The sequence below is a fragment of the Klebsiella sp. JN_Kp126 genome, from assembly GCF_033843325.1.
GTDB classification, from domain to species: Bacteria; Pseudomonadota; Gammaproteobacteria; order Enterobacterales; family Enterobacteriaceae; genus Klebsiella; species Klebsiella michiganensis.
On the sequence record NZ_JAWXQV010000040.1, the window covers coordinates 168,007 to 194,300 of the forward strand.

The window sequence follows — 26,294 nt, forward strand, 5'->3', positions numbered from 1 at the left end:
CAGCGCTTAACCCGGCGAATCTATAAAACAGCCGTTTCCTAACTGATGATAGCGGCCTAATGCGACAATATATTTCCTGTGGCTATTGTTCGCTTCGGGGCCTGTCCAGCTCTCCCCTGGTAGCATATAAAATTGCGTTGAACTTTCATCGTCACCATTGCAGCCTTTCTGCAGAATGACTCTAAAATAGGTGTTGCCGGTGTTTTTAATGGTGCCCGTGGCTTCGTTAATTTCATACTGGAATCGCGTCTTGCGGGGGCGCACGATGAGAATCGTGCTCATCGACACCGAAGGGACAACCGCCATTTTTTTCTGATCCATGCGCCAGGGGAAAACCGTGACGGGCGTTTCCTTAAAGATCACCCGATAATATCGCTCAACGTCATCTTTGGGCCCGCGATAATAGAGTTTAAAATATTCCTGACCTTTGGCCTGTACGGTGAACTGCAGCGGCGACCAGACCAGGTCTTTGCTCTGACCGGGCACCGGTATTTCATCACCGTTGCCCGGCCGGGAGATTTTGTAAGCCGAAATGGTATATAAGTTAGTGCTTTTTGTATCGTTGACTAGCGGCCGGGAGATAAAATCTTTACTGGCATCCATATCATAAATGATGGAATCAAAGTACACCGCGGAAGCGGGCTGGACACACAGCCCGCACAATCCGATGGCCAGGATTTTTTGCATCATACCCCCCGATCGACGCCGACCCATGTGGCGGTCACTTTTACATCCCCGGTGGCGCTGACGGTCCCCATCCAGTCATGTCCATCGGTGGTGAACTGTGAATGCGGGTCATCCATCGGAAACAGCAGTTTCAGCGTGGTGGTAAAAAAGAAACCATCGTTGACGTTAGCGTTCCAGGCCGTCTGTACCCAGGCGGCGTTGGTCATATCGACAGGATCTTCGCCGCAGCTGTTGCGGACTTTTACCGCTTTACCGGCAGCGGACGTCCATTCGAGGTAGGCCGGGATGGGGACTTTTAGCGTCTCGTCCGCTGAGGTAAACAGGCAGTACGGCAGACCATATATGTTGATGGAGTCGCCGATGACCTGGGCGGTAATACTGTCGGCCTGACGCGACGCGGAGGTGGTGACTTTATATTCAAAAGTGATGGGCTCTTCGCTACCGATCTTGCCGGATGCTTTGGGATGAGAACGCCCGTCGCTGGCAACAATGCTGATGCCGTATTCCCGCGGGATGATGTTAATTAATGTGGAAGGCGTGAACTGATAATAACCCGATTGCGGGGTGACGGAGTTATCAAAATAGAAGGTAAACAGTTCATTCTTGTTGGTTAAATCCGTTCCTGCCTTGAGGGCTTTTTGGAAAAAGGCGTTGGACAGGAATACGTAGACGTACTCGCCTGACGGCTTGAAAACCTTGTTATAGGTAATGGCAGTACCGAAATTAGTCCAGCTAGCCCCATCACCGCTGTACTTTACGTCAGACGAAGAAGGGGAAAATCCCAGCATCGCCGTGTCGATAACCATCCGGAAATCAAGTGAGGTGGTGAGGGTTTTGCTCTCCTGAAAGTTGTAAGACACCATTTTACAAATGATCCCGGAAGCGCTCCCGACTACGCCCATCTGGCACAATTCAGAGCCGAGGTTAACGCTTGGCGTACCGTCGCTGGCAATCCACACTTCCGCCATAGATCCGGTACTGTTTAAGGTCAGATGCGACACCTTTTCGAGGTTCATCGTATAGTAAACCCACTTTCCTCCGCTGGGGAGATCTTTACAGCGAACGCCGGAAGCAAAGTCATAATCGGCTTTGGAGTCCATATAGCAGAGATTAAGCTGCAAACTATCGATGGTTCCCACCGGCTGATTGCGAAAATACTCATAGGCCGACTGGCTCAGCACTCCGGCGCCGTAGTACCCGTTTGCTACGCTGTTGCCGGACATCGCGTGATAGTAACCGTCTTTGTCGAGGACATCCGCAGGGATATAGCCGGAAGCCGGGCAGTTTGCGCCAGTAGACATGCAGCGGAGCCCGAGAAACGGCTGGTTAATGGGGGAGTTGTCGATCCAGAGATCAAAATAGCGGTTACTGTAACTCCAGCCCGAGTTGCCCAAATACCCCAGGCTACGCTGGTTCGTTTTATATTTCGTCCAGATATTGGCCCCGGTGAAGCGCGGGGAGAGGGAGCTGGTGGTGATGAAATATTCATCATCGACATCATTGTCGATAAACATATAGGTGTTGCTGCCGCTCCCGTCGTTGGTAGCGGTGAGCGCCATAGCCGGCGCGGCCAGCAGCCAGCCGGCCAGCAGCATGATGGCCTGGGGTTTAATAGACATTCTTAACATCTCCAGTCACTGATGCCGTTTGTTGTTGGATCTCACAAGGGATCTCACCGACCCATACGGCGCCTTTCGCCTCTGTCAGATCCAGATCCACTTCGCAGATGCCGCCGAATTTATCGACCAGGGTGATTACCGGGAAGCGCTTATCGACGTCCATGGCGAACTCGCCGAGTTCGTCGGTGCGCGTTTTACCAATGTGGTTATGAATATCGGCGTTGGCGTAGTAACCGCCGCGACGGTCTTTCACCCGGCCAAAGACGGTGACGAGCTGTTTGACTTCCGGGTTAAGCACGCTGACGTTGCCGGGATAGAGCACGACTTTGTTACGTCGGCCGGTCACGATATCGACGCTGTCTTCCGAATTTTTGTCGTTCATCAGCTCCACTTTATATTCCGCGTAAGGCGGAAGACTGATGAAGTTGCTTTTGCCGGTCAGCGGGTAGTTCTGGCCGTTGATCTGCGCCATCATCCTGCCCTTGCCGCTGAAATGGGTATTCACCACCAGGCCCGCGGTTTGGGTGCCTTTTCCGGCATAGATATTTTTTTCCGTCCAGGCCACGCTGCCCTGCGAGCTCAGGCTGTAGTTTGAACTGTGCTGCGATGAGCGGCTGACGGAGACGGTGCCGGCGTTATATTTGGTGTCATAGCTGACGTAACCATTGGCGGCGTAATCGTCGGTGCGATAGCGGCTATCGTCATTTTTGTTCTGTTTAATCTGTTTTGAAACCGATGCTCCCACCTGAGTAATGGCGCTGTTGTCAAAGCTCTTGCGCAGCGTGGCGTTCGCCAGCATGTTACCGTTCTGGCTGGACACGCCGGTGCTAAGCCAGGCGGAGAAGGGGATAGAAACGTCAATATTGACGTACTTATCGCGCAGATTTTCGTGGGTGTTGTACTGATAATTCTGAATACCGGCGCGCAGAGAAATCGTCGCGTAGCGATTGGCTAGCAGCGATTGATCGTAATCGACGTTGGTATAGGTGCTCCCGGTATATTTGTTATTGGTTCGGCTGACGCTCAGCGTACCGAGGAACGGCGCGATTTTGCGCAGGTTCGCGTTGGCGCCGACGGTCACATAGTCGTTTTGCTGCATCGGTAGCGCGTTACCGATGGAACTGTACTGGCGCGATCCCCACAGGTTGCCGTACCCGTCCGGTAAACTCATATTGAAGGTGGAGGTACTCTGCCAGCTGCCGTCGGTAGCGAGCAGCCCCTGCTGGTTAAAGCTGAACGCGTTGTTGAAAATAACGTTCGCTTCCGTTTCATTGACGCCGTTATTGTCAAAACCGTAGAGCGTGGTTTTCAGATTCACGCCGGAAAGCCAGGGTTGGCTGGTTGCAGCGGCGATCCCGGCTATCCACGTATTCCGTGTACCATAATTGATGTTGTAGTTGTGACGATAGTCCATCTTGTTGTATTCGAGGCTGCCCGCGAAGGTTTGCCACGAGAGATCGCCGGTGACGCTCGATTTCCGGGCGAACGTTTTATTGATGTTCGCCGTCCGGCTGCTGACCACGCGCCCGTTAACGACCACCTGTATATCAACGTTGTAGATGCCAAACGGCAGGCGCGACGTATCCAGTTCGTAGCTGCCCATGGAGAAGTTTTGAATGCTGAGCAGTTTACCGTCACGGTAAACGTGCACTTCACCGGCGGCCGGCAGGAACACCGTTACGGGCACCAGAGCAAGCGTATTGTCTTGCGTTTGGGAACTGCTTTTATTGCCATAGCTGATGCCGTAAATGCGGCTGGAGTTCAGGGCGCTCATGCTGGCGATCGATTGCAGATTCCAGGTATCCACCATTCCCATGGCGAAGCGGCGTCCCTGATAGTCACGTTCGTACATCGAGCGATACAGTTTACCCTGCTGGTTGCCGGTACCAATTCCGTAGAGGGAACCGTTAAAGTTCAGATGGTGCTCGCGCAGCGACCAGGTATTGTCCAGCGTCAGGTAGCTGCTGGCGTTATCGGTATTCTCATATTTGTTGTAATAGCTCCCCATCGAGTAATTCAGCACGCTCGAGAGATTCTGAGCAGTGGATTCCCCAAGCATGTTGGTACGCGGCAAAATAGCGGCCTGCATGGCTGCCCGGTTAACCGTCAGCTCAAGATAAAAGGAACGCGTATCGAGTGAAAGTGAGGCGTCTTTGTTGATATAAACGCGCTGACCGTCGCCGATGCTTTTGTCCTGCATCTCGTTGAGCAACGATTTTATCTGCGGTGATAATTCGGTTCGCTCAGGGAGATCGCTCAGCGCGATCTGGTTCAGGCGAAACTCATTATCCTTGATTGTGAGGACAGCATCGGCGATTTTTTGCTGGCTGCGTTGGGTACTATTATCGCCTTCATAACGAATAAAAACAGGGACCGTCATGCCCTGATATAACGCGTTAGCAAATACCGAAGGAATAACATAGTTACTGACTTTCACTGGCGCTGTAGCATTAGCTGCCCAACCCTGGTTTACCGTGATCAATAACCCAGCGAACAACGTCCCTTTGACATAACCAAGATTATCCATAATGTTACTCAGTTTACATTTATATATTGCTCACCGTGCCATATTCCAATTCGCGTTTGTTTGTTGGTGAGATCGGTATGCTTTATTTTTACGCTGACACCAGGCATGACATAATAGCGTTCACGGCAGCCTTGACCCTCATCCTTCGCTTTATCACGACAGGGCCCGTAGGAGATAACGCGGAATGAAGCGTTGCCGGTATTGGTGACCGTGTCATTATCGCGACGATAGTCAAATCTTTCTTCACGCGGCGCGACCACCAGAATGGTACCAATAATGGCAGAGGTCGTTGCCTCACCCTGTTTTTTCTTCTTGCTGGCTTCGAATTCGGTCACCGGCTCATCGGTCCAGGATATGCGGTAATAACGTTCCTGGTTGTCCTGAGGTCCTTTGTAAAAAAAACGAAAGTTCTCTTTGGCATTTCCGGGTAATATCAGGCTGGCTGGCGTTGATAATAATTCCGATCTGCTCGCCATCGGGATAACCTTGCCGCCGGCCATAGGCGATGAGATACGCTCCACGCTGACGCTAACGTAACGCGCCGTATCGGTGGTATTAATGATTTCTTTTGCCAGAGTCGAGGCATCCGGCCCCATTATTGAGGTGACGTCTCCGACATTAATTGCATGGGAGGAGGGCGTCACGGTGAATAAGAAGAGAGAGAGTAATAATGGATTCAGTTTCATGGCGCATCCTTATAAGGAGGCCGAAGCCTCCTTGTCATACCGGACAGGTGTTGGCTACACCTGATTAGATAGTCCATTCCGCGTTGAACTGAACGCGAACGTCGCCGCTCCAGTAACCGTCGGTTAAATCTTTGAACTCAGCGGCGGTGCTGCCGTCAGAAGTCGCGGAGTCGATAGTGAAATCGAAGTTACCCTGAGTGCTGACGCGATCGGCGCCTGCGAAGGCGGTAGCGACAGCCAGCGCATCCAGACCCGCGGAGATGTTGTTGGCGGTATCAATCATCGTTACCGGGGTGGTTTTGTTCAACGCGTTGCCGTTCCAGCTCACACCGACGGCCAGAGTAGAGGCATCAGTGGTACGGCTCAGGGTGTTGCTGACGATCTGAGAGGTCAGCGTGAAGTCGGTCGCGCCAGACTGGCCCTGGATGGTGATGTCAAAAGCGCCTTTCTGAGAGTTAAACGCTTTAATCCCTTCAGCGTACTGGAAGTTCAGGGATTTCAGCGGAGTGACAACCAGCGCGCTGGTGGTGTCTTTAGTTGCGCTTGCATCCCAGCTGGCAGTGGCGGAAGTGGTCACGTTAGCCATTGCGTTGGTAGAGATAAGAGCCGCAGCTACAACACCCGCTAATACGATTTTTTTCATTTTAAATTTCCTGAGAATAATTAAGTTAGTTCCATTTATGGAGTTATTGCTACAAATACTGATAATGACTTTATCCAGATAGAATAATGTTTAACTTCCCTCTGCCTCCCATCTTATTCTGCAAGCTGAGCTTGATTGCGTAGATCCTTTTTTCTGCCATCTGCAATTCTTTTGCTATCTCTTTAACCGACTTCTCTGCGAGTAAAAGATCGAGCACCAATACCTCTTGAACGCTGAGTTTTTGGCGATAGCCTCGTCCATCTTTTTGGCCGAGAAATGAAAGCTGTATTTTCTTTTCAATCTCATTTCGGGTATCGCTGGTATTGATAATCGAAACTATCTGCTGACAGCGGTGTTTCCAGTACAGCGCCAGCGGCTGCGCTAATCTGTCGGCAATCAAAACTACCCGTAATCCTGTTTTGAGAAGATATTCAATCCATTTGTCATTGGTGAATAATCTGATGTTGTAGCGAGAAAAATCAACAAAAATATATCCAGAATTAGAGAAGTTGTAGTGCTTGTTAATTAAAAAATAATGCACACCATTTTTTAAATAGATGTTTTTATCGGGCCATACGCAATAGCGGGTTTCAGCGCAGTTAATCGATTTTATCGTAGGTCGTGGATAGATTTCGCACTGATACTGACAGCTTATGCAGTATACCTTCTCATATTTCTGCGGAGCCATATGTCGATTTATTTCCCTATATTGTATTACCCTATCGTTCAATGATGTGGCTATATTATGGCTAGTTAATAAATGTGACAACTTTAATTTCTGGAGAGTTATATAGATGAAAAATGTGTAAATTCTTAAGAGCTGAAATTGACTGGATTGATACTAACCTACTATTCTGAATAAGAAAAATCTTAAGGGGCAGGATTTTATGTCGATCGCTCCTTAAGAATTATCCATGGTGACCAGGAATTTTCTCGCTGAATGAGTGGGGATTGGTTAAAAAAAAACAGCACAAAAAGTCAAAAAAAATGCTATCTCATCGCTGTTTGTTGATTTTATGTTTCTGGTTTGTTTTATTTTGTGGTGTTTATTCTGTAATCACCTGTTTTTTGTAAGGGAAAGTTGCGATATTTTGGATTATGGGGGAAAGGACTGTCTGGCGAAATATGATCTGGCGTACAAAACAGGGCGTTTTTAAGAACTAAAACGCGCCGGCGCTTGAAAAGGAGCGAATCAGAAGGATGTGCTAAATCTTAACCGGAAGAAGCGGACAAATGCTTCTCGGGGAGACGGGGCGCTGCAGCCTGAACGGGCTCTGCCTGCAGGCCGCCGTAGCGCCACCGGGACGATGGCAGCGTGAATGTACAGACAAATTAGCCAATACTTTCGATGCGCCCCGGGCGCTTACGCCCCTTTCAGCAGAGGAAGCAGGTGATTCTCGGTAAGAGGAGCAAGCTTAATATGCCGATCCTGGCCCGGCGTATACCAGATAACTTCTTCTATTTCTGCCGTCGGTGTAAAGCTCGCTCTGTTGGTGGCTATCTGAAAGATATCCGCCGAGACCGTATGGCCCGGCTCGTTTGCCGCCGTATCGGTGAAGCGGCCTAACGGGACCAGTTCTTCAGGTGAGACGATGAAGTTGAGCTCCTCTTCGAGCTCGCGGATCAGCGCCGCTTCCGGGGCTTCCCCGATTTCAGGTTTTCCACCGGGCTGCATAAAGTACTCAGTCCCTCGTTTGCGTACTAAAAGACAGCGTCCTTGGCCGTCGGCGATCACTGCCGCCGCGATATGAATATTTTTTATTGTGTTCAAGAGATACCCCAGTTATATGCCGATGATGTTCAACGGCCGGCGTACGTTTCATCTCTCGCGAAACAACGCCGGCGCTATCATGATAGCGACCTTAGCGTGCTAATCAATCCCGTCGATTATCGCAAAACCTGCTGACGGCGCAGGCGGGGCTCATTTATGATAGCCTGCGAAATATAACGTCTATGCGGGAAGTGCAGCCTCTATGTCAATTCAGAAAATCGCTCGCCTGGCGGGCGTCTCGGTAGCGACGGTATCGCGGGTATTGAATAACAGCGATACCGTTAAAGCGAAGAATCGCGAACGTGTGCTGCAGGCGATCAAAGAGAGTAACTACCAGCCTAATCTGCTGGCCCGCCAGCTGCGAACGGCCCGCAGCAATATGATTCTGGTGATGGTCTCTAATATCGCCAACCCCTTTTGCGCCGAGGTGGTCAAGGGCATTGAAGAAGAGGCGGAAAAGAACGGCTACCGGATCCTGCTGTGTAATTCAGGTTCGGATTTAGCCCGTTCAACCTCGGGGCTGCAGCTGCTCTCCGGCAAAATGGTCGACGGCATCATCACCATGAACGCGCTCTCCAGCCTGCCGGAACTCACCACCATGATCGGCGACGCGCCCTGGGTGCAGTGCGCGGAATATGCCGATAACGGCAGCATCTCCTGCGTCGGCATCAACGACGTCGACGCGGCGCAGGGCGCCGTTTCCCGGCTGGTTGACGGCGGGCGTAAACGCATTGCTTTAATCAACCACGATCTCAGCTATCGCTACTCGCGCCTGCGCGAGCGCGGCTATAAAAGCGTTTTGCACGTTCGCGAACTGGCGTATCAACAGGTGATCTACGCCAGCGATCTGAGCGCCGCGGCCGGTAAACAGGCGATGGAGATGCTGCTGGCGCAGGAAGAGCAGCCGGACGCGGTGTTTGCCGTCTCTGATTCGCTGGCGGCGGGCGCGCTGCGGGCTATCGCTCAGGCCGGAATGCGGGTGCCGGAAGATATTGCGGTGGTCGGTTTTGATGGCACCGAACTGGCTGAAGTGGTATCGCCGCAGCTGACCACCGTGGAACAGCCTTCGCGCGAGATTGGCCGTACGGCGGTCACGCTGCTGATGAAAAGAATCGACAATCCCGACGCCGCGGTCGAGCGGGTGATGATGGACTGGCGCGTCATTTCCCGCGCCAGTGCCTGAGGATATTACTGAGACACCGCGCCCGCCAGCGAACGAATGTCGTTACCGGTAGGGGACTGATGGATCCGCAGGCCGAATTCGTCAACCACGGCATAGACGTGATCGAATATATCCGCCTGAATGCTTTCATATTCCGCCCACACCACGGTGTTGGTGAAGCAGTAAATCTCAATCGGCAGGCCGCTGGCGTCCGGCGCCAGCTGGCGCACCATTAGCGTCATATCTTTGCGGATGCGCGGATGATTACGCAAATACTCCTGCAAATAGGCGCGGAAGGTGCCGATATTGGTCATCCTGCGCTGATTCAATATCGATTGATCGGCGGCGTTCTGCTGGTTCCACAGGCTGATTTCCTGATGACGTGAATCCATATACGGCTTCAGCAGCCTGGCCTGAATTAAGCGCTGCTGCTCCTGTTCATCAAGAAAATGAATGCTGGTGGTATCGATATTCAGGCTGCGCTTAATGCGGCGACCGCCGGATGCCGACATACCGCTCCAGTTTTTAAACGAGTCGGAAACCAGCGACCAGGTTGGAATGGTGGTGATGGTGTTATCCCAGTTGCGTACCTTCACCGTGGTCAGGCCGATGTCAATCACCGCGCCATCGGCGCCATATTTTGGCATCTCCAGCCAGTCGCCGAGCTTGAGCATATCGTTGGCGGAGAGCTGAATTCCCGCCACCAGGCCAAGAATAGGATCTTTGAATACCAGCATCAGTACCGCGGCCATCGCGCCGAGTCCGCTAATCAGAATCGCCGGCGACTGGCCAATCAGTAAGGAGATAACCAGAATGCCGACAATAATCGCGCAGACCAGCTTAATACCCTGAAATATCCCTTTAAGCGGCAGCTGAGAAGCGGTGGCGAATTTCTGCGATAAATTGAACACCACGTCCAGCAGCGAAAAGAAGGATAGCATCGCGTAGATCATCACCCACAGCTGCGCGCAGGTGGTGAGTATTTCCGCGGCCTCGCTGCCTTTTTGCAGCCACAACACCGCCTGCACGTTGACGATAATCCCCTGCAGGGTGAAGGCCAGACGATGAAACAGTTTGTTCTGGGTAATAATTTGCAGCCACAGGTGGCTACTGGCCTTCGCCCGCTTTTCGAAGGTGCGCAGCACCACTTTGTGCAGAATAAGATGAACGACAATCGCCGTCAGAAAAATAATGCCGAAGATAATAATGAGTGAGGTGGTGGGGGTAATTTTGATGCCTAATGCGGCGATTTGCGATATGAATTCCTGCATAACGTCTCCTTTACATCCAGCGGTTATCATGACCGCTGGATGTCTATTATGCAAATCGCAGGTTACGCCGTTGTGAATTATGGGGTCGCTACCGCCGGACGGACGTTAAGGTGATGGCGTAGCCACAGCGCGATGGCGCCCAGTACCAGCATCATCACCACTTCCACCGCCAGGAAATCGATCAGCGCCCGGGGATAGTCGCCGCCGCTGCGCTGGGCAAGGGTTAAGAATAGCGACCCGAGAATTGCCGGGCCCAGGCCCAGCGTCGCCTGCTGCAGAGTGCTGAGAATCGCGCTCCCGGCCCCGGCGTCGCAGGCGCTGATATCGCGCATCCCGATACGGTAAAAGCTGTTGACGATCAGCGCCTGCCCGTAGCCGATAAGCGCCGTGGAGGGGACCAGCGCCAGGGTGGTGGTGTGGATACCAAGGCGATAAAAGGTCGCGCTCAGCAGCAGCAGGCCGACAATCTGCACCGACAGGCCGGTCAGCAAAATGCGCCCCATGCTGTAGCGGGCAATCAGCTTCGGCGCGTACAGCGCGGAGATGAAGTAGGCCACGCCGAGCGCGATAAAGCTGTTGCCGGACTGCCACGGCGCCATCCCCAGACCGGCCTGCATGGTCAGCGCCATGCAGAACATAAACCCGGACCAGGCGCTGAAAAAGAGCAGGGCGATGGCCATGCCAAAGCGAATGCTGGTGAGCTTCAGCAGGCGAGGCGGCAATAGCGGCTGCTCGCCGCGCTGCTGTTTGCTCAGCGCGCTGGCCCGCATCCAGACCAGCAGCGGCAGTACCGCAGCTAACATCAGCTGCAGCGTCCACGGCCAATGCAGCTCCGGCCCCAGCGCCATCGGAAACAGCAGGCAGCAGAGGATTAGCGCAAGGCTGAAGGTGCCCTGCCAGTCGATGCGCGAATGCGCTTCGCGCCGGGTCTCCGGGACGTATCGCGGGCTGAAGGCCAGCACTAGCAGGCAGATCGGCACGTTAATAAAGAAGGCATTTCGCCAGCCTAAACCGGCGATATCCGCCGAGACCAGCCAGCCGCCGCCCATCTGACCGACGATAAAGGCGATTCCGCCAATGCCGCCGTAGAGGCTGATGGCCCGGGCGTGGGCGGTGCCTTTGAGGGTGATATGCAGCGTAGCGAGAATCTGCGGCACGATCAGGGCCGCGCCGGCGCCCTGGACCGCGCGCGCCGCCAGCAGCGTGGAGATGGAGTTCGCCATCCCGCACAGCAGGGAGGCGACGCCAAAAATCGCCACGCCCCACATAAACAGACGGCGGCGGCCATAGTTATCGCCAAGCTTGCTGCCCATCGCCAGGCAAACGGCAAAGGCGACGCCGTACAGCGCGACGATCAGCTCCAGCTGGGTGGCGCTGGCGTTCAGCGACTGGGTGATGGAGTCCAGCGCGACGTTGGCGATCGAGGTGTCGATCAGCGGCAGCATCTGGCCGGTCAACAGAAGGAATAAACCGGCGCGGCCGGGTGAAACAGCAGACGAATTCATCGGATCTCTCCATTGCGTCATTCAGCGGATGGCCGTAGCATCACCGATAAATTAAACGGGTACCAGTTCCTGCTTATACTGGTATTGGCACTACCATGCTGGAGGTTTTATGACGACCATGCCGCAACGTGAATCGACGATCGCCGCGCCCGATGACGGCCGTAAACAGCTGGGGGCGTTTCTGCGCGCCCGGCGTGAGAGCCTCGATCCGCAGCGCCTGGGGTTACCTCGCGTCGGCCGGCGGCGCACGCCGGGCCTGCGGCGGGAAGAGGTGGCGATGCTGGCGGAGGTCGGCGTCACCTGGTACACCTGGCTTGAGCAGGGGCGGGAAGTGAATCCGTCCGAGGCCGTGCTGGTGTCGGTGGCGAACGCGCTGCAGTGCAGCCCGCTGGAGACCCGACATCTGTTTGTCCTGGCCGGACTGACGCCGCCGGAAGCCGCGCAGGTCACGGTATGCGAAGGCATCAGCCCCGGCACCCGGCGGATGCTTGATAGCCTGATGCCGCAGCCCGCCAGTATTCAGAAGCCGAGCTTTGATATTGTGGCGTGGAACGACAGCTTCTGCCGCCTGATGGGCATCGATTTCGCCACCATTCCGGAAGAGGATCGCAACTGCATTTATCTGTATCTGACCAATGAAACCTGGCGCAGCCGCATCGAGAATCGCGACGTGCTGGCGACGTTTGTCTCCTATTTCCGCGCGGCGATGGCGGAGCACCGCGGCGATCCGCTGTGGGAGAATAAGCTGGCGCGCTTTTTCGCCGCGTCGGCGGAGTTCGAGGCGCTCTGGCATCAGCGCTATGAGGTGCGCAGGGTGGAGAATCAGGTGAAACACTTTAACCATCCGCAGCTCGGACGCTTCAGCCTGCAGCAGATGTACTGGTACTCGGCCCCGCGCAACGGTTCGCGCCTGCTGGTCTATTTGCCGATGGATGAAACGGGCGAGCGGGCGCTGGCGTGGCTGCACGGTAACCCATGAATAATTAAGCTTTTTTAAGAAGTGTGGCAGGGGGCAGCGACGTCTTACGCGAATTGTCGTATAAGCGAATTTTACGCTTTTGACAGGGGCGCAAGATGAATAAGGAGTCGATTTTTCGCCAGCTAGAACAACGGATCGTCGGGCGACCGCTGACCGCGGAAGCGCTTGGCGAGTTTAATGCGATGGCGATTGCCGATAGCCTGAAGCAAAAACGCAGTATCATCAGCCATCATCTGAATAATCTCCATCGCGAGCAGCGGGTGGTCAAAGTAAATGGTCGCCCGGTGCTGTTTTTACCCATTGCCGCGCTGCGCGACCACCACCGCCTCGCGGTTCGACACGGCGAATACGCTTCCCTTCAGGCCCTGTGCGCTGAGCGCCAGGATAGTCTGGCGCAGCTGATAGGCGCTCAGGGCAGCCTGCAGGAAGCTTTACGGCAGTGTAAGGCCGCCATCAGCTACCCCGGCGCAGGTCTACCGCTTCTGCTGCGCGGTCCCACCGGCACGGGGAAAAGTTTCCTTGCGCGCCAGCTCTGGCGTTATGCGATGGAACAGGGCGTTTTGCCTACCGATGCGCCTTTTACCGTGTTTAACTGCGCTGAGTACGCGAATAATCCAGAGCTGCTGACCTCGAAATTATTCGGTCACGCGAAGGGCGCCTTTACCGGTGCGGATAAATCAGTCCCCGGTCTTATCGAGACCAGCAACGGCGGGGTACTGTTTATTGATGAGGTTCATCGTCTGCCCCCCGAAGGACAGGAGAAACTGTTCCATTTTATGGATAACGGTAGCTGGCGGCGACTGGGGGAGAGCAGCGAGGAGCGCAGCGCCACGGTACGGCTGATTTTTGCTTCAACGGAGGATCTGGAAAAGCACTTCCTGGCAACTTTTATTCGTCGTATTCCAGTGATCGTCAAAATCCTGCCGATCGCCGAGCGTGGACAGTATGAAAGACTGGCGTTTATCCATCACTTTTTTCGCCGTGAAGCGCAGCGATTACATCACGATTTGGCGCTGGACGGCGATATCATCAGCCAGCTGATGCGCGAAACGCTCGAGGGTAACGTCGGCGGACTAGAGAATTTGATCCGCAATATTTGCGCCAGCGCCTGGACATTTGGCGAGCGGGATAGCGATCTTTTACAGATAAAAGCGGGTTTACTGCCCGACCGGTTGCTGGCGGATGCGCCTTTTTCTCTTCAGCAAAATAGCGAACGGGTCATGATTTACCGCGATGGCGACGCGCAGCCTTTGTTTTCCGGTCGTCATCATGAGTATCAACGGCTAACGGAAAATATTTGCAGCCTGTGCGAGGAACTCGGGAAGGACAATATCAGCGCAAGGACCTTTGAAAAGCTCATTTATCAAAACGTGACGTTCTATCTCGATGCGTTGATGAATCAGGAGAGCGCGGTCTCTCTTCAGGACAAGCGGCTGCGCTTTATTGAGGATGTGGGCAAGGCGATCGCCGCCAATTACGATCTCCAGCTGAATGCAGAATTCGCCTATCTTACTGGCCGCTACCTGACCAGCCTGCCTCTTGCTCCGCGCAGCGTTGCCGAGCCCGCGCGTCTGGTGATGCAGCGCTGGCTGGAGTCCTCAGCGGGGCTGGCGCAGCGTATCGCGGGGAAACTACTGGATGTCGTCAATAACAAATACGATCTGCTCATCGATACGCTTGACCGCCTGGCGGTTGCCGCTATCGTCAGCAATGCGATTGATGCGACCAGCGGCGGAAAAGTGAAAGCGGTGATTATCGCCCACGGCTATTCGACCGCCAGCAGCATTGCGGGAGTCGCCAATCGCCTGATTGGCGAGAAGATCTACCAGGCGATGGACATGCCGATGGAGGTGGCGTTCAGCGACGTCAGCCGCGCCGTGGTTGATTATCTCCAGCATACCGATACCCGAGCCGGAGTCATGGTGCTTATCGATATGGGCTATACCAAAGAGATTGCCGATGCGCTTTTGTCGGTGATTAACGGCCCGCTGGTGGTGGTGGATAACGTCACGACGCGCATGGCGCTGAACGTCGCCAGCGAGATCGCGCTGGGGAAAAATATCGAACATATTGCCGAAGAGATCGTGCCGCTCAATCAGTCGCGCTGGGATGTCTTCTGGCCGACAGAAAAAAAAGAGCGTGCTCTGCTGGTGACCTGCATTACCGGAATCGGTACTGCGTTTAAATTTAAAAATCTGATGGAGAAGAGCCTGCTCAGCGACTTTGATATTAACATTATCGCCTGCGAGTATACGCGCTTAAAAAATAGCCGCACGGCGATATCGTTGCTCCACCAGTATGAAGTGATTGCGGTTGTGGGTACGCACGACCCACAGCTGGCGGGGGTGCCATGGGTAGGTATTGAAGAGCTGCTGGGCGAGCAGGGGCATCGGCATCTCAGTCAGCTCTTAAGCGGCTATCTCAATGAGAAGCAAATTGCGCTGATTAATAAAAATATGGTTCGTGAGTTTTCGCTGCATAACGTCGTCAACTCCTTGACGATACTGAATGCCGGAAAAACGATGAGCCATATTGAGACTATTATTGCAGAGTGGCAAAACACGCTTAGCTTTAATTTTAATAATAATTTAATTATTAGCCTGTATGTGCATCTCAGCTGCATGATTGAGCGTCTGGTAATGCGTAATGAAATTACCCATTATAAAAATCTTGAGCAATTTTCTCGCCAGCACGGAGAATTTATTGCTATGGTGAACCACTCGTTTCAGCGCCTGAAAATACTCTATAATGTGACGCTGCCGGTAGCGGAAATTGGTTATATTCACGATATTTTTGAATTACGCATTGACGATTTTCGCTGGTAATCCTCAGCGCAGCCCCGGAGCAGGTCGCCGGGGCTGGCAGAGAGTTAGCGAATTAATATTCGACTTTCCACATATAGCGGCGGGTGGTCAGAGGATGGTTGCGGGCGGTGGCCAGCGCCAGGTTGTACACATCAAGAACGCAGTTGTGCAGCAGGCCGCAGAAATATTCGCGCACGCTGGCGTTAAGCGTATCAATTCCCACTTTTTCCACGTCAATAATCTGCAGTTTTCCCTGATAGCGTTCGATAAAGCGGATCGCGCGATCGTCCAGCGGACGGGTGCGGCCGCTGCTTTTTAATAAAATGAACGGTGTTCCCGGTTCGGTAATCTCAAAGGGGCCGTGGAAATACTCGCCGCTATGGATGCTGGCGGAGTTAATCCATTGCATCTCCAACAGAATACAGATGGATTCCTGATGCGCGGCGCCGAACGAAGGGCCGCTACCCATCATATAAATGACATTTTCACTTTTCCAGGCCTCGGCAAAATGCTGCGCATCCGCTTGCACCTGCTGCTGAGCGCCGCGCACCACGGATTCAAAATTGGCAAAGGCGCTGACCATCTCAGCGTAATGGTCGTATCCTTCTGTTTGCGCCAGGATCTCCAGCGCCAGCCACAGGCTGTACGCCGCTTTTTGCTGTGTCGGATCGACAGTTTCGGGATAGCGGGCCCAGCAGTATTCGATAGTGTAATCGCTGTGTTCGCACAGCGGCGTGCCGGGGGTATATACCAGCCCAATCGTAGCCGCGCCTTTTTGACGCGCGATGCGGGCGGCTTCGACCGTTTCAGCGGTGTTGCCTTGCTGAGAGGCAAGGATCACCACGCTATTTTCCCCTAATGCTTTCGGCGTCGCGTGGACAAATTCATTACTGGTCACATAGCCGACGGCCAGCTTTTTCGCTTCACAATCGAGAAAATATTTCCCCGGCCAGAAGCCGGTCAACGAACCCCCGCAGCCAACAAACCACACGCGTTCAATACGTTGCCTGGTTAAAATATCGCGAATAATATGGTGGGCGTTTTTCTGAGCTATAGACATATTGATCTCCTTGAGATGTAAAGGGTCCTCCGCTGCATGGCGGATAACTATTACAGGGCATTATTTAATTAAGTTTTTTACTTATCATTTTCTGGTGGAACTGCGGATCCTTAGGTATTGCGGGATCGACACCCTTCACTGGCGGTAGCCTGGCGCAAACCATTTGCAATGGAATAATATATTCAAAGATTGCAAAGTCTGGATCGTTAATAAACGTAAAGGGCATGTTTTTACCGTTATTGTCAACATGCGGGCCAATGCGATAAATATGCGGCGTCCAACCAGACAGTATTTCCGCCAGACGATCCTGGCGCTCATCGGGATGCGGATCGAGCATAATCAGGGTTGAACGTTCATCGAAGGCGTTATAGATCCCGTGGATGAATTCCTCAAATTCATAGCCGGCCACCGGGCAGCGCAGCGTTTCAAGCATCTTTAGCGCGCCTTCCTGAACGGTGCCAAACAGCCCTGCCGGGCCGGTCAGGCGAATATCTGCGCTGTCGATAAGCGGCCGGGCGTGATTGAGAACCCACGCCTGCGAGGCCTCAATGAGCGTCGGCAAATGATTAAACGTCCTCTCCATGCGGACGAGTAGCGCCTTGCGCTCCTCATCGCTCAGGCGCTGCTGGCGGCTGGCGACGGCAAGCGCAAGCAGTATCAGGTTGAGTATGGTGCAGTGATAACCTTTGGTTTTGGCGCCGGCGCGCTCTTCTCCACAGGGGACCGTCAGGACCAAATCTGCCGCCTGGTCGATGGCAGCTGGCGCTTCCCCGGCCATGGAAGCGGTAAGGTGCCCGGCTGCCCGGGCGCGCTCCATTGCGGCGAGAGTGGAGAGGCTACCGCCTCCCTGAGAAATGCCGATGACCAGCGCTTTGTCGCTGAGGGAAAGTGCCATCTCGTCCAGCAGGAAGGGCCAGTACACATCGATCGGGATGCCGCACCACTGCTGCATAAACGACCGCGCGGTCAGCGCGCCGTGGTAAGACGTACCGGAACCGGTCAGGATGATTCGAGAGATCCCGCGATCCGCCAGCGCTTTCGCCGCTTGCCAGAGATCTGCCCGCGTCTGCGTTAGCATAGCGAGCAGGCGAGCGGGGGTTTCATTCATATAGTCTTCTACGTGCATGGGTAATATTCCTCTTCTTAAAGCAGGCCTAACGCGCTGGCCGCCATGCCAAACGCGATGGTGCCTAACAGGATCCAGTTGATGTTGACTCCCTTACGGATCAGCTTGTACATCCCAAGGGTGAAAAGCAGAGGCAGTAGCGAAGGAAGTATTTTGTCGATAAACTCCTGTGCCTTCATAGTCGTCTGCCCGGCAGTGAAGCTGAGCGGGGTGGTGATATCTATCATACTGGCGGTCATCGCGCCGACGACCATCAGGCCAACGATTGACGCGATATAGGTCACCCGATCCATGAGGCCGCTTTGGTAAATCCGCATCAGCCAGGTGGTGCCAGCCCGATAGCCGAGCTTCAGCCCATACCAGCGGCATAGCAGATGAGGTAGGTTATAAACTAACAACGCCATTATCGGTCCCAGGAGGCTGCCCTGCTGGGCGAAATAAATCCCCATCCCGGCGGCAATCACCTTTAATGACCCCCAGAATATGGAGTCACCGATACCCGCCAGCGGCCCCATCAGGCTGGTTTTAATCGCGTTTATCGATTCTTCATTAAATTCGGGATTGCGCTGATTCTCCTCTTCCATAGCAATCGATAAACCGAAGATAAAGGTGGAGAGGTGCGGCGTGGTGTTAAACAGCACCAGATGGCGCTGCAGGGCGCGCCCCAGTTCCGTCGGGTCCTGATAGATGCGCTTCAGGGCCGGCGACATTGCGAAGGCGTAGCCCATATGCTGCTGGCGCTCGTAGTTCCACGAGCCCTGGAGCGTAAAAGAGCGCCAGAACACGCTGCGTAAATCCCGAGCGGTGACCCGGCTTGCGTCATCGCTTTGCGGCTGGGTGGCGCCTGACAGGGTCTGCATCATTTCACTCATGATTAGCTCTCCTGCTGCTTAAGATTAAGAAACTGGCTGATGATAAAAGCCAACACCACGGCGAACAGTGCGATGGCGATAATATCCAGCTTGGTGTAGGCCGCTATCAGAAATCCCAGACCGAGGTACGGCATAAGTTTGCTGCTGAGCATCATGCTGATCAGCAGGGCGAAGCCGAGCGCCGGCAGGATCTTACTGGCGACGATCAATCCGTTGGTGATCACCGGCGGAATCGCCTCAAGGAACCAGCTAACCGCCGAAGAGCCGAGCAGGATGGCGAAAAAAACCGGCAGAAATCCGTTTAAAAAATAGAGCAGCGTCGGACCGCCGAGGTGCATCAGGCCGACCATCCGGGTATTACCTTGCGCCGCATAGCGGTCCGCCAGATGACCGAAGCGGGCGTTCACCACGCGTACCAGAATGCCCAGCGTTTGCGCCAGCATTGAGACGGGGATGGCGATGGTGAGCGCAGCCTCTGGACCGCGGCCGGACATGATCGAAAACGCGGTCGCCAGTACGGAGCCGGTCACGATATCGGGTGGGTGCGCGGCGCCGATGGCGACGTTGCCGAGAAAAATAAGCTCCAGCGTAGCGCCAATCAGAATCCCCTCATGCAGATTGCCGCAGACCAGACCGGTGAGGGCGCACATCACCAGTGGCCGGTCGATCATCGATACCCCAAGCAGGCGGCCATCGAGGATCCCCAGGGCGGCAATCAGTCCGAGTAACGTTGCGGTGAGCAACATAGTGACCTCCGAAGTTAAATTTGTTCGTTGAGGAGCTCGGCCGAGTGGGCGGGTACCTGACGCATCTCCAGCCGAATGCCTTTTTCTTTCAGCGCTCTGCTATCGGCGATTTCCTCTTCGGTCAGATAGATGGCCTTGCCGAATTGTCTTGCGCCCTCCTTCTGCGGCAGACCGCCGTAGTTAATGGCGTTAATTCCCGGGACTTTTTCCACCAGCGCGAGGGTTTCAGCAGTATTGCCAAGGACCACCATGACTTTTTTATGATCCAACTTGCCGCCGTTAAGCTTTTCCGCCGCCTGTTCAACGGTGGCGATGTCCAGCGTGACGCCCGCCGGCTTGGCCAGGTTAAGCGACATCGTAATGAAGGCATCCGCCGCGGCTTTGGCGTTAGCGACGATGATATGGTCGATATCCAGCGCTCGGGTCCAGGCAAAAACCACCTGGCCGTGCAGCAGCCGATAATCAATGCGCACGAGTTTAATCATGAGATTCTCCCTGTGGGTCAGAGGATGGTTGTGTTATTAGAGGGTTGATGAAAACAATGGATTCACGCGCCGCGCTGGTGGCGTAGACAATCGCGGCCTCGGTAGTGGCTTCTTCGCACAGCAGAAACTCCAGCAGCAGAGTCAGATTAATGCCGGCGACCACGAAAACGTTACGATGGCGCATCAAGACGCTCACGGCGCTATTGTTGATACTGCCGCCAAGCAGGTCGGTAAAGATCACCACTTCATCACCATTCGCCTGGACGATGAGATGCTCCAGGGTTTGCTCCAGCTGTTCGGTGGTCACGATATCTTCGTCATAGGCGCAGACCGGGATAACGCCGTGTTCGTCGCCAATCAGCAGCGACAAACTGTTCACCAGTCCGCGAGCAAAATGGCCGTGGCTGGCCACATAGATATGTTTCACCCGGTTTCTCCTTCATCCAGATAGTGGTATCTGTTAAGAGCAAAGGGCATGCCAGAAATAAAAAATATTATTTATCAATTAATTAAAGAGGTTGGTTCACACTAAAGGTGTTATTCCTGGCACAAGCGGGCTTATTAGCGCCGGAAACCTGGCACAAACGGCAGAAAAAGAGGGGGGAAAGAGAGGGGGGAAGAAAGCCCCGGGCGAGGCGCAGCTGCGCCATGACCCGGGCGTTCCCGGCTGAAGGGAATTAAATCTCGGTAATGGTCGTCGCCTGCGGCAGGCGTGATTTCGGCAGCGTCGCGTTGAAGTCTTCGACGCTATGATGGCCGACCGGCACCACCACCAGGCTGGTGTAGCCCTGGGCTTTCAGGTCGAATTCGGCATCGAGAATCGCGAAATCGACGCCTTCAATCGGCACGGCGTCCAGGCCCATTGCCGCCACGCCCAGCAGGAAGTTGCCGACGTTGAGATAAACCTGCTTCGCCATCCACTGATCGTCGTCGTGCAGCTCTTTGCGGTGCATATCGGCGAAGAAGGTGCGGCCTTTATGGTTTGCCGCTTTGGCTTCGGCGTTAGCGAAGCGGCCATCGGCCTCTTCCTGATCGACCACGCGCTCAAGCCAGGCGTCGTCCATCGCGGTTTTGGCGCAGAACACCACCACGTGGGAGGCGTCGAGAATTTTACGTTCGTTAAACACGTAGGTTCCGCTCGCCGCTTTGGCGACGCGCGCTTTGCCTTCATCGCTGCTGGCAACGATAAAGTGCCACGGCTGGGAGTTGGTGCTTGACGGGCTGTACTGCAGCAGCGTTTTCAGGTTTTCCGCCTGCTCGGCAGTTAGCTTTTTGGTGGCGTCAAATGCCTTGGTGGAGTAACGCTTTAAGGCAACCGATACGATATCCATACTCTTCCTCACTGTTTACAACCCCTTGCGGGTGCGTTTCGTGAAGGAAGAGTACAGCGATGGCGGGCAAATGATAAGGGGCAAAAATGCGATAACACTTATCGCGCAGCGCTGAAAATCACCCCGGACGTAGGCGCTGCTGCTCTTTTTTGCTGAGTTTATCGACGATCAGATTCCACGAATCATCGATCAGCTCCGCTAGTAACTCGACGCTGATGTCCTCGCCGGGAACCACGGTGATCCAGTGCTTTTTGTTCATGTGATAGCCGGGCTCGATGCTGCGGTAAATCGCCTGATGAAGCAGCGATTTTTGCGGATCGCACTTCAGGTTGACCAGCGCGCGACCGCGTACCGTCGCGGTGAGCATAAAAATCTTCCCGCCGACTTTAAACACATCGTACTCCGGGCCAAACGGCCAGCAGTGCTCGGTAAAGGGGAGCTCCAGCGCGATACGATGCGCGTTGTCATGCAGCGAGCGGTGATCCATCAGCTATTGTCCTCGGCAAGGGCCTGCCACATGGCTTCAAAGCCCAGCTCGACAAAACGGACGGCTCGCTCCGGCTCGTGGCTGGCGTATTCAATGGTGGTTTCGGCCAGCGAAAGAAACAACGCATCGCCGAAGGTACGGTACTCGTCGGATTGAAAAACGGGTTTGATTGAGCGCTGGCACAGTTCATTGAGCTCGGGAAACATCTCCTGGACGCGGTTGCGGGTTTCGTCGGTGATCCGTTCACTCAGCGCCATCCGGCGAATCGCTTTATGCTCCATGGGGTTACGTACGCCCCAGCCGATATAGCTATTCCAGATATTGCGCGTGTTCTCTTTTGGCCGGGTTTCGTTCGGGTTGAGACCCGCTATCATTGTCTGAACCAGGTCTGCTTTTATGGTCAGATAAAGCTCGTTGAGCAAATCGTCCTTGGTGGCAAAGTAGCGAAACAGCGTACCCTCGGCAACCCCGGCGCTGCGGGCGATGGCGGAGGTTGAGGCGGCGATTCCCGATTGGGCAAAGGCGGCGGTTGCGGCCTCCAGTAACGCTTGCTTTTTATCTTCACTCTTAGGACGAGCCACTACACTTTACCTCACTCATAATAAAACCACGATCTAAGCACGCCCGGCATGGGCGCTGCAACGCTGTCTGTCAAAATTTGAAAATCGTCTTGACGACTTTCAGCTTCTTCCTAATAATGAGTGCTTACTCACTCATAATCAAGCCTTATAACAAAAACCTCCAGGAAGGGGGATTTCGCCAGGTCAGGATATGAACCGTGTCACTTTCAGCGTGGTCGCCATCATGTTATTAGCGTCAGCAACAACTTTGCCGTTTGTGTTAAATGCCGGATTTGGTCAGGCGCCGCAGGGCGCGCAGCTCAGCCTGGTGGAGCAGTCGCCGCACTATCACGACGGTCAGTTTCACAATCAGCTTCCGACGCCTGGCTTTACCGGGCAAAAAAATATGCTGGCCGCGTGGTGGGAGTTTCTGGTCGCCAAACGTGAAAATGCCAGACCGGCCCAGCCGCTGCCGCTGGTGAACACCGATCTGGCGGGCTTGCCGTCAGGGCAGGACGTGATGGTCTGGCTCGGTCACTCCTCCTGGTATCTGCAGCTGGCGGGCAAACGCATCCTGATCGATCCCGTATTTAGCAACTATGCCGCGCCGTTCTCGTTTATCAATAAGGCCTTTGCCGGGGATTACCCGTGGCACGCAGAGGGCATGCCGGATATCGACCTGCTGATTATCTCGCACGATCATTACGACCACCTCGATTACGCCACCATCAAAGCTCTGATGCCGAAGGTCAAGCGCGTGGTGACGCCGCTGGGCGTGGGGTCGCACCTGCGCTACTGGGGAATGGAGAGCGCGATCATCAGCGAGGCGGACTGGAATCAGTCGCTGCAGGTGAGCGATGAGCTGACGGTACACGTCCTGCCCGCGCGCCACTTTTCCGGCCGCGGCCTCAAGCGCAACCAGACCCTGTGGGCCAGCTTTATGTTCGTTACCCCGCAGCAGAAAATTTACTACAGCGGCGACAGCGGCTACGGCCCGCACTTTAAAGCCATCGGCGAACAGTTTGGCGAAGTGGATTTGGCGATCATGGAAAACGGTCAGTATGACCAGGACTGGAAGTACATCCACATGATGCCGGAAGAGACGGCGCAAGCCGCTGACGATGTTCATGCACGCGCGGTACTGCCGGGTCACGCCGGGCGCTTCGTGCTGGCAAAACACACATGGGACGATCCGTACAAAAGGCTGGCGGAGGCCAGCACAGGGCGACCGTGGCGACTGCTGACGCCAATGTTGGGTGAGCCGGTTTGGGTCGCCGATAAAACGCAATCATTTAACGCCTGGTGGCGCTAACGATGAGAGTGGTTCAGGAGGAGAGAGGACATATGACTATTTCCGCTCAGGTCATTGATACTATCGTCGAGTGGATTGATGATAATTTGCATCAGCCGCTACGTATTGACGATATTGCGCGCCACGCCGGTTATTCGAAGTGGCATTTGCAACGACTGTTTTTACAGTATAAAGGGGAGAGTCTTGGGCGCTATATCCGCGAGCGTAAGCTGCTGCTGGCGGCCCGCGATCTGCGCGATACCGATCAGCGGGTCTACGATATTTGCCTGAAATACGGTTTTGACTCGCAGCAAACCTTTACCCGCATCTTCACCCGCACGTTTAATCAGCCGCCGGGTGCCTACCGTAAAGAAAATCACAGCCGCGCGCACTGAAAAGCGGCCGCCGGGGCAAGCCGGGGGGACGCTTTTTTACCAGGCGTAGTTGACCGTCGCCGTCACCGTCCGACCAATGCCGTAGAAGCAGGCGCTATCGCTGGCGCAGGAGGCCACGTATTTGGTATTGGCGAGATTGTTGACGTTGAACTGCACTTTCGCCCCTTTCAGGCTCGAATTCAGCTCGCCTAACTCATAGCTGACCATGGCGTCGTACAGATCCACTGCCGGTACCTTAAACGTGTTTTTCGCATCGCCGTAGCTGGTACCGATATAGCGTACGCCAACGCCCGCGGTCAGGCTTTTTAACGCGCCGTCCGGCAGGGTATAGCTGGTGAACGCCGAAGCCATATGGGTCGGAATGCGTGCCGGCGTTTTCCCTTCGGTACCGACGACGGTGGTATTGACGGTTTCCGCGTCGGTGTAGGTGTAAGACGCGATCAGATTGAGGTTATCGAAGACCGTCGCGTGCGCTTCGGCTTCAACGCCTTTCGAGCGCACTTTACCGCTGTTTTCAAACCACCCGGCCGCGCTGTTGTAGGTCGCGACGTTGCTCTGCGTCAGATCGTACAGCGCGAGGGTCATTAACGCGTTTGGGTCAGGCTGGTATTTCAGACCCACCTCTACCTGTTTGCCTTCGCTGGGATCGAATGGTCCGACGCCCGGCGCGCGGTTGGTTTGCAGGTTAGGTTCGAAGGAGGTGCTGTAGCTGATATAGGGGGAAAGACCGGAATCAAAGGCGTACAGCAGGCCGGTGCGCCAGGTGAGCTTATTATCATTCTGCTGGGTGCTGCTGGCGTCGGTAAAATCGGTGGTGCGTACTTCCGCCCAGTCGTAGCGCCCGGAAACTAACAGTTCCCAGTTTCGCCAGCTCAGCTGATCCTGAACATACACCCCAGCCTGGTCGAGATTTTGCTGTTCATTAGTGGCGGGACTGAAGGCGCTTTCATCGACGCTAACCCCGTAGGTCGGGCTGCGCCAGTCGATATCGTACTGCGAGCCGCCGGCCCGACCAAGGTACTGCTTATCCTTACTGGTTTTGTAATCCACACCGCCAATCACCGTATGCGCCACCTGACCGCTGGCGAACTGCGCTTCAAGCTGGTTATCGATGCCAAACTCATCGGTCTGACGCTGTTCATGCTGGGCGCGGCGGGAGAGTACCGAGCTGTTGGCGGCGCTGGTGGAATAAACCAGGTAGCGATACTTCTGTTTGATGGTGGCGTAGCGGGCGTTCTGGCGCAGAGTAAAGGTATCGTTGAGCTGGTGCTCAAATTCATAGCCAATCATCGTTTGTTCACGCCACGACTTGTTGTAGCTGGGATCGCTGACGTTAAAATCGCGAGGAATGTAGCTGCCGTCGACGCTTTCCACGGTACCGTAACGCGGCAGGAAGTTACGGTAGCCGGCGTCCGGGTCTTTCTGATAGCTGGTTAACAGGGTAAAGCGCGTGGCGTCACCAGGATACCAGGTGAGGGCAGGGGCGATAGCCATCCGCGTCTCTTTATAGTCATCGATCTGGTTATTCTGGGTGCGGGCGATCCCGCTCAGGCGATAGAGCAGGTGGCCGTCATCGCTCAGCGGGCCGCCAACGTCGAAAGCCCCTTCGGCGAGGTGGTTATTGCCGGTACGGAACTGTACCTCATGAATCGGCTGGTTGGTCGGGCGTTTGCTGGTCATGCTAATCAGCCCGCCGGGGTTGACCTGACCAAACAGCACCGAGGCCGGGCCGCGCACCAGCTCGACGCGTTCCAGCAGCCACGGGTCGAAAGTGCCGGTTTGTGACGAGGCGGTGGCACCGTAGCTCAGGCCATCGAGGAATTTGGGCACGTAGCTGAAGCCGCGTACGAATACCTCGTCGTTGCGGTTAGATGAACCTCGGTATTCGGTAAAAACGCCCGCGCTATAGCGCAGCGCCTGGGAAACCGAGGTGACGTCCAGCGCCCGCATTTGATCGCGGGTGACCACCGATACCGATTGCGGCGTTTTGACGATCTCCGCAGCGGTCTTTGTTGCCGACAGGGTTTTTGTCGCCACTATTCCCTTCAGCGGCGCTGTAGGATCCTCGCCGCTGCCAGCGGTGACGACGATCGTTTCCTCCGCCGCCAGCGCCGGCCCGCCAAACAGAGATGCCGCCACGCCCGCGGCCCAGAAAGCTGTTATCTTATTATATTTAAACATGTTTATTTTTTATCCTTGGTTGAATCGCCATCAAAAAACGCCCGCATCGAGGGGAATCGACCGGCGGTTATCATTAACGGCGTTAATGTTATTGCAAATAGTTATT

General features: G+C 54.6%; 24 protein-coding genes. 5 read left to right on the forward strand and 19 right to left on the reverse strand.

Going from position 1 to position 26,294, the window contains the following annotated elements; translation table 11 throughout:
- Positions 1–6: 6 nt before the first annotated feature.
- The 7 genes from SIK97_RS01805 to SIK97_RS01835 all read right to left on the reverse strand — a co-directional run bounded on the left by SIK97_RS01805 (position 7) and on the right by SIK97_RS01835 (position 7,924).
- Positions 7–690: a fimbria/pilus periplasmic chaperone gene (locus SIK97_RS01805; protein WP_032694585.1), complete on the reverse strand. Its 684-nt coding sequence runs from the start codon at positions 688–690 to the stop codon at positions 7–9.
- The gene (locus SIK97_RS01810) at positions 687–2,306 is read right to left on the reverse strand and encodes a hypothetical protein (protein ID WP_032748565.1); all 1,620 of its coding nucleotides are present in this window, start codon (positions 2,304–2,306) and stop codon (positions 687–689) included. The genes SIK97_RS01805 and SIK97_RS01810 overlap by 4 nt, the downstream gene beginning before the upstream one ends.
- Positions 2,296–4,833: a TcfC E-set like domain-containing protein gene (locus SIK97_RS01815; protein WP_047724274.1), complete on the reverse strand. Its 2,538-nt coding sequence runs from the start codon at positions 4,831–4,833 to the stop codon at positions 2,296–2,298. The genes SIK97_RS01810 and SIK97_RS01815 overlap by 11 nt, the downstream gene beginning before the upstream one ends.
- Positions 4,834–4,841: 8 nt before the next feature.
- Entirely contained in the window at positions 4,842–5,519 is a 678-nt protein-coding gene (locus SIK97_RS01820; RefSeq protein WP_032748568.1) for a hypothetical protein, read from the reverse strand.
- 64 nt (positions 5,520–5,583) lie between these two features.
- Complete coding sequence (gene ecpA, locus SIK97_RS01825; protein ID WP_032748569.1) at positions 5,584–6,162, reverse strand: common pilus major fimbrillin subunit EcpA; 579 nt, start codon at positions 6,160–6,162, stop codon at positions 5,584–5,586.
- A gap of 70 nt (positions 6,163–6,232) precedes the next feature.
- Positions 6,233–6,850 (reverse strand): LuxR C-terminal-related transcriptional regulator, encoded by a 618-nt coding sequence (locus tag SIK97_RS01830; RefSeq protein WP_032748570.1) that lies wholly within the window; start codon positions 6,848–6,850, stop codon positions 6,233–6,235.
- Between the two features lie 675 nt (positions 6,851–7,525).
- Entirely contained in the window at positions 7,526–7,924 is a 399-nt protein-coding gene (locus SIK97_RS01835) for an NUDIX hydrolase (protein WP_025107080.1), read from the reverse strand.
- A 211-nt stretch (positions 7,925–8,135) separates the two neighbouring features.
- Between SIK97_RS01835 and SIK97_RS01840 the strand changes: the two genes are divergently transcribed.
- Entirely contained in the window at positions 8,136–9,116 is a 981-nt protein-coding gene (locus tag SIK97_RS01840; protein WP_049069467.1) for a LacI family DNA-binding transcriptional regulator, read from the forward strand.
- Between the two features lie 5 nt (positions 9,117–9,121).
- On the opposite strand, the gene SIK97_RS01845 is transcribed toward SIK97_RS01840, so the two are convergent.
- Both SIK97_RS01845 and SIK97_RS01850 read right to left on the reverse strand, forming a co-directional pair.
- Positions 9,122–10,366: a mechanosensitive ion channel family protein gene (locus SIK97_RS01845; protein ID WP_014837733.1), complete on the reverse strand. Its 1,245-nt coding sequence runs from the start codon at positions 10,364–10,366 to the stop codon at positions 9,122–9,124.
- A 77-nt stretch (positions 10,367–10,443) separates the two neighbouring features.
- Entirely contained in the window at positions 10,444–11,871 is a 1,428-nt protein-coding gene (locus tag SIK97_RS01850) for an MFS transporter (protein ID WP_014228284.1), read from the reverse strand.
- Between the two features lie 109 nt (positions 11,872–11,980).
- On the opposite strand from SIK97_RS01850, the gene SIK97_RS01855 reads away from it, so the two are divergent.
- Positions 11,981–12,850: a helix-turn-helix transcriptional regulator gene (locus SIK97_RS01855; RefSeq protein ID WP_069684235.1), complete on the forward strand. Its 870-nt coding sequence runs from the start codon at positions 11,981–11,983 to the stop codon at positions 12,848–12,850.
- Positions 12,851–12,945: 95 nt separating this feature from the next.
- Entirely contained in the window at positions 12,946–15,675 is a 2,730-nt protein-coding gene (locus tag SIK97_RS01860) for a sigma 54-interacting transcriptional regulator (RefSeq protein ID WP_032748574.1), read from the forward strand.
- A gap of 52 nt (positions 15,676–15,727) precedes the next feature.
- On the opposite strand, the gene SIK97_RS01865 is transcribed toward SIK97_RS01860, so the two are convergent.
- From SIK97_RS01865 to SIK97_RS01905, 9 genes are all read right to left on the reverse strand, one after another.
- Positions 15,728–16,714: an SIS domain-containing protein gene (locus tag SIK97_RS01865; protein WP_032748576.1), complete on the reverse strand. Its 987-nt coding sequence runs from the start codon at positions 16,712–16,714 to the stop codon at positions 15,728–15,730.
- 64 nt (positions 16,715–16,778) lie between these two features.
- Complete coding sequence (locus SIK97_RS01870) at positions 16,779–17,840, reverse strand: SIS domain-containing protein (RefSeq protein WP_032748578.1); 1,062 nt, start codon at positions 17,838–17,840, stop codon at positions 16,779–16,781.
- Positions 17,841–17,857: 17 nt separating this feature from the next.
- Complete coding sequence (locus SIK97_RS01875) at positions 17,858–18,712, reverse strand: PTS system mannose/fructose/sorbose family transporter subunit IID (protein WP_032748580.1); 855 nt, start codon at positions 18,710–18,712, stop codon at positions 17,858–17,860.
- A gap of 2 nt (positions 18,713–18,714) precedes the next feature.
- On the reverse strand, positions 18,715–19,458 hold the full coding sequence (locus SIK97_RS01880; protein ID WP_004099986.1) for a PTS mannose/fructose/sorbose/N-acetylgalactosamine transporter subunit IIC: 744 nt from the start codon (positions 19,456–19,458) through the stop codon (positions 18,715–18,717).
- Between the two features lie 14 nt (positions 19,459–19,472).
- Positions 19,473–19,943 carry a PTS sugar transporter subunit IIB gene (locus tag SIK97_RS01885; protein WP_032748581.1) on the reverse strand — a complete coding sequence of 157 codons (471 nt, stop codon included), beginning with the start codon at positions 19,941–19,943 and terminating at the stop codon, positions 19,473–19,475.
- Entirely contained in the window at positions 19,936–20,370 is a 435-nt protein-coding gene (locus SIK97_RS01890) for a PTS sugar transporter subunit IIA (RefSeq protein WP_004130212.1), read from the reverse strand. The genes SIK97_RS01885 and SIK97_RS01890 overlap by 8 nt, the downstream gene beginning before the upstream one ends.
- A 250-nt stretch (positions 20,371–20,620) precedes the next feature.
- Positions 20,621–21,274 carry an oxygen-insensitive NAD(P)H nitroreductase gene (nfsB, locus tag SIK97_RS01895; RefSeq protein ID WP_032748582.1) on the reverse strand — a complete coding sequence of 218 codons (654 nt, stop codon included), beginning with the start codon at positions 21,272–21,274 and terminating at the stop codon, positions 20,621–20,623.
- Positions 21,275–21,392: 118 nt separating this feature from the next.
- Positions 21,393–21,761 carry an MmcQ/YjbR family DNA-binding protein gene (locus SIK97_RS01900; protein WP_032694574.1) on the reverse strand — a complete coding sequence of 123 codons (369 nt, stop codon included), beginning with the start codon at positions 21,759–21,761 and terminating at the stop codon, positions 21,393–21,395.
- Positions 21,761–22,342 carry a TetR/AcrR family transcriptional regulator gene (locus SIK97_RS01905; protein ID WP_004848568.1) on the reverse strand — a complete coding sequence of 194 codons (582 nt, stop codon included), beginning with the start codon at positions 22,340–22,342 and terminating at the stop codon, positions 21,761–21,763. Before SIK97_RS01905 ends, SIK97_RS01900 begins: the two co-directional genes overlap by 1 nt.
- A 190-nt stretch (positions 22,343–22,532) precedes the next feature.
- On the opposite strand from SIK97_RS01905, the gene SIK97_RS01910 reads away from it, so the two are divergent.
- The gene (locus SIK97_RS01910; protein ID WP_032748584.1) at positions 22,533–23,633 is read left to right on the forward strand and encodes an MBL fold metallo-hydrolase; all 1,101 of its coding nucleotides are present in this window, start codon (positions 22,533–22,535) and stop codon (positions 23,631–23,633) included.
- Between the two features lie 32 nt (positions 23,634–23,665).
- Entirely contained in the window at positions 23,666–24,007 is a 342-nt protein-coding gene (locus SIK97_RS01915) for a RamA family antibiotic efflux transcriptional regulator (protein ID WP_004848570.1), read from the forward strand.
- A 36-nt stretch (positions 24,008–24,043) separates the two neighbouring features.
- Here SIK97_RS01915 and SIK97_RS01920 read toward each other — a convergent pair whose 3' ends face one another.
- On the reverse strand, positions 24,044–26,188 hold the full coding sequence (locus SIK97_RS01920; RefSeq protein ID WP_057173921.1) for a TonB-dependent siderophore receptor: 2,145 nt from the start codon (positions 26,186–26,188) through the stop codon (positions 24,044–24,046).
- Positions 26,189–26,294 lie beyond the last annotated feature (106 nt).